The 3,740-nt window shown below is 72.3% G+C and carries 3 protein-coding genes; all 3 read left to right on the top strand.

Features of this window, described 5'->3' with window-relative positions; genetic code table 11:
• Positions 1 to 254: 254 nt before the first annotated feature.
• The gene (locus HTZ82_RS06990; RefSeq protein WP_175408415.1) at positions 255 to 749 is read left to right on the top strand and encodes an inorganic diphosphatase; all 495 of its coding nucleotides are present in this window, start codon (positions 255 to 257) and stop codon (positions 747 to 749) included.
• Between the two features lie 138 nt (positions 750 to 887).
• Positions 888 to 2,540 (top strand): threonine/serine exporter ThrE family protein, encoded by a 1,653-nt coding sequence (locus tag HTZ82_RS06985; protein WP_375540788.1) that lies wholly within the window; start codon positions 888 to 890, stop codon positions 2,538 to 2,540.
• Positions 2,541 to 2,676: 136 nt separating this feature from the next.
• Complete coding sequence (locus HTZ82_RS06980) at positions 2,677 to 3,678, top strand: DUF368 domain-containing protein (protein WP_175408413.1); 1,002 nt, start codon at positions 2,677 to 2,679, stop codon at positions 3,676 to 3,678.
• The last annotated feature ends 62 nt before the right edge of the window (positions 3,679 to 3,740 follow it).

Raw genomic sequence — 3,740 nt, 5'->3', positions numbered from 1 at the left:
GTGGGGGCCCACGCCGCTGCACGGGCCCGCTCGGCCGTACGCTGACCCCCGTCCCAGGGGCCGGCCAGCCCCGCTGCCGTCGCGGCCAGCACCAGACCCAGTACGGCGGAGCCCGCCGTGAGGTGCAGGACGTTCCGCTCCGGCACGGCTGACCAGCCCCTTTCGCGATCACTCGGTTGCGTGAGGGACACTTAACCACTGAGCTGGGCCACGTCCAGTCCCCCGACATTGTGTTGATCTTGGAGGAGCCACCCGTGGAGTTCGACGTCTGCATCGAGATCCCCAAGGGTTCGCGGAACAAGTACGAGGTGGACCACGAGACCGGTCGCATCCGACTCGACCGTCACCTGTTCACGTCGACCGTCTACCCGGCCGACTACGGCTTCGTCGAGGGCACCCTGGGTGAGGACGGCGACCCGCTGGACGCGCTGGTCATCCTCGACGAGCCGACCTTCCCGGGTGTCCTGGTCAAGTGCCGCGCCATCGGCATGTTCCGGATGACGGACGAGGCCGGCGGCGACGACAAGCTGCTGTGCGTCCCGGCGTCCGACCCGCGGATGGAGCACCTGCGCGACATCCACCACGTCTCGGAGTTCGACCGCCTGGAGATCCAGCACTTCTTCGAGGTCTACAAGGACCTGGAGCCCGGCAAGTCCGTCGAGGGCGCCAACTGGGTGGGCCGCGCCGAGGCCGAGGCCGAGATCGAGGCCTCCATCAAGCGCCTGGAGGCGCAGGGCGGCGCTCACTGAGCCCGGACCCTCTCGTACACCGGAGGGCGGTGCACCTGTGAGGTGCGCCGCCCTCCGTGCGTATCAGGGGGCATCCGTGCCCATACTGGGCGGACGAGGGGGGTACGCGCGCGGACAGGAGTGAGGGCAGGCCCAGTGGTGGCGGAGCAGCCGCACGGTCCGGAGGAGGACCGCAAACCGCAGTCGGACGAGGCGCACAGCGCCTTCACACCGCCTGCCGGCGTCGAACCGCCGGGCATCCCGGAGGAGGACCAGCCGACCTCGGAGTTCGCCGTTCCCGAAGGGCTCACGACCGAGCCGCAGGCCGGTACGGAAGGGTCGGCCTTCGCGCCGCCCGCGAGCTTCGACGCGAAGCTGGCGCACCCGGCGTACACGCCCGCCCAGGGCTTTCCCGCGGTCCGCCTGGCGAAGGACGCGCCGTGGCAGGACCGGATGCGCACCATGCTGCGGATGCCGGTGAGCGAGCGGCCGGTGACGGAGGCGGTGCAGCGGCAGGAGGAGGACACGGGGCCCGCCGTGCCGCGCGTGCTGGACCTGACGCTGCGTATCGGTGAGCTGCTGCTCGCGGGCGGCGAGGGCGCCGAGGACGTCGAGGCGGCGATGTTCGCGATCTGCCGCTCGTACGGGATGGACCGCTGCGAGCCGACGGTGACGTTCACGCTGTTGTCGGTCACGTACCAGCCTTCGCTGGTGGACGACCCGGTGACGGCGAGCCGGATCGTGCGGCGCCGGGTCACGGACTACACGCGGCTGACGGCCGTGTACCAGCTGGTCGCCGACATCAGCACCGAGGGCTACGACGTCACCCTGGAGGAGGCGTACCGACGGCTCGCGCTGATACGCCGCAATCGGCACCCGTACCCGGGCTGGGTGCTGACGCTGGCGGCCGGCATGCTCGCCGGGGCGGCGTCGGTGCTGCTGGGCGGCGGGCTCGCGGTGTTCCTGATCGCGGCGGCCGGCGCCATGCTGGGCGACCGGCTGGCGTGGCTGGCGGCGGGGCGCGGGCTGCCGGAGTTCTACCAGTTCGCGGTGGCGGCGATGCCGCCGGCGGCGCTGGGTGTGACGGTGAGCCTGCTGCACGCGGGGCTGCGGCCGTCGGCGGTGATCACGGGTGGGCTGTTCGCGCTGATCCCGGGGCGGGCGCTGGTGGCGGCGGTGCAGGACGGCCTGACGGGCTTCTACATCACGGCGTCGGCGCGGCTCCTGGAAGTCGCGTACTTCTTCGTGGCCATCGTGGTGGGCGTGCTGACGGCCCTGTACGTGGGTGTGCAGCTTGGCGCGCAGCTCAACCCGGAGGGCACGGTCGCGCCGGTCGAGCGGCCGCTGGTGCAGATCGCGGCGGCGATGGTGCTGTCGCTGACCTTCGCGGTCCTCCTCCAGCAGGAGCGGGGGACGGTGCTGTTCGTGATGTGCAACGGCGCCGTGGCGTGGGTGGTGTTCGCGGCCGTGGCCGTGACGGCGAAGGGGTCGACGGTGCTGGCGACGGCGCTGGCGGCGGGGCTCGTAGGTCTGTTCGGGCAGTTGATGGCGCGGTACGAGCGCACGTCGTCGCTGCCGTACGTGACGGCGGCGATCGGACCGCTGCTGCCGGGTTCGGCGACGTACTACGGCGTGCTGAACATCGCGCAGGGCCGGATCGACGGGGGCTTCAACTCGCTGGCGCGGGCGGCGGCCCTGGCGCTGGCCATCGCGATCGGCGTGAACCTCGGGGGCGAGCTGGCCCGCATGTTCCTGCGGACGCCGGCCTCGGCCGCGTCCCGCCGCGCGGCGAAGCGGACGAGGGGCTTCTGAGGCCCTGTGGACGACTTGTCCACAGGGAGCGGCCGCCCCGGCCGGACGTGTGGCGTCACCCCATAGGATGGTTGCTCATTCCAGCCCGCTCCAGGACGGTTCGCGCTGGCGCCGCCCTGCTACGAAACGGGAGATCATGGCTAAGCTGGCCGGCCCCCAGTTCTTCAACGTGTTCCGCGGTGCGCTCATCGGCGCGGCGGAGGCCGTGCCCGGCATCAGCGGCGGCACCGTCGCCCTGATCACCGGTGTGTACGAGAAGCTCATCGGCGGCGCCGGTCATCTGACGAGCGCGGCGCGCCTCGCGGTGACGGACATCCCGCGCGGGCGGGGCGGCGCGCGGGCGGCCGCCGAGGCCAAGAAGGTGGACTGGGGAGTCGTCGTACCGCTGCTCATCGGCATGGCGGCGGCTCTGGTGCTGGCGGCGAAGCTGATCGCCCCGCTGGTCAAGGAGCACCCGCAGTACGCGTACGCGGTGTTCTTCGGGCTGGTGCTGGCGTCGCTGTGGGTGCCGTTCTCCAGCTCGGGGCGGCGCTGGCGGCCGCTGGACTACGTACTGGGCATCGCGGTCGCCGTCGGCGGCTTCCTGCTGACGGGCCTGCCGCCCGCGCAGATGCCGACGCACCCGGTGATCGTGGCGGCGGCGGGCGCGGTCGCGATCTGCGCGCTGGTGCTGCCGGGCGTCTCGGGCTCCTTCATCCTGCTGACGCTCGGTCTGTACGAGCCGACGATCGACGCGGTCAACGAGCGGAACTTCACGCACCTGGGCGCCTTCGCGGTCGGCTGCGTCTTCGGTCTGGCGCTGTTCGTGAAGCTGCTGAAGTGGCTCCTCGAGAACTACCACCACATCACGCTGGTCGTGATGACCGGTCTCATGGCGGGCTCGCTGCGCGCCCTGTGGCCGTGGCAGGACGAGGACCGGGCGCTGCTGGCGCCGAGCGGCGAGGTCGGCCTGACGTTCGGGCTCGCGGCCGTCGGCGCGCTCGTCGTGATCGCCGTCCTGGTGGTGGAGCACCGGGCGAAGGCCCGGCGTGAGAGCGCCCCGGCCGGGCGGGGGCGCCACGCGCGCGTACCGTCCCCCGACGCGTCCCCCGACGCGGGCGACAGCGAGCTCGCGGGGGAGACAGCCCGCAGGAGGTGACGCCGCGCGGCGTCACCTCGATGAGGAACGTGCGGAGCGTGCGGAGTACGGCGGCCGCCGCC

Source organism: Streptomyces sp. TRM64462 (assembly GCF_013362995.1).
GTDB lineage: Bacteria > Actinomycetota > Actinomycetes > Streptomycetales > Streptomycetaceae > Streptomyces.
Note: the sequence above shows the minus strand (reverse complement) of the source record. Positions and strands in the feature narration are given on the sequence as shown.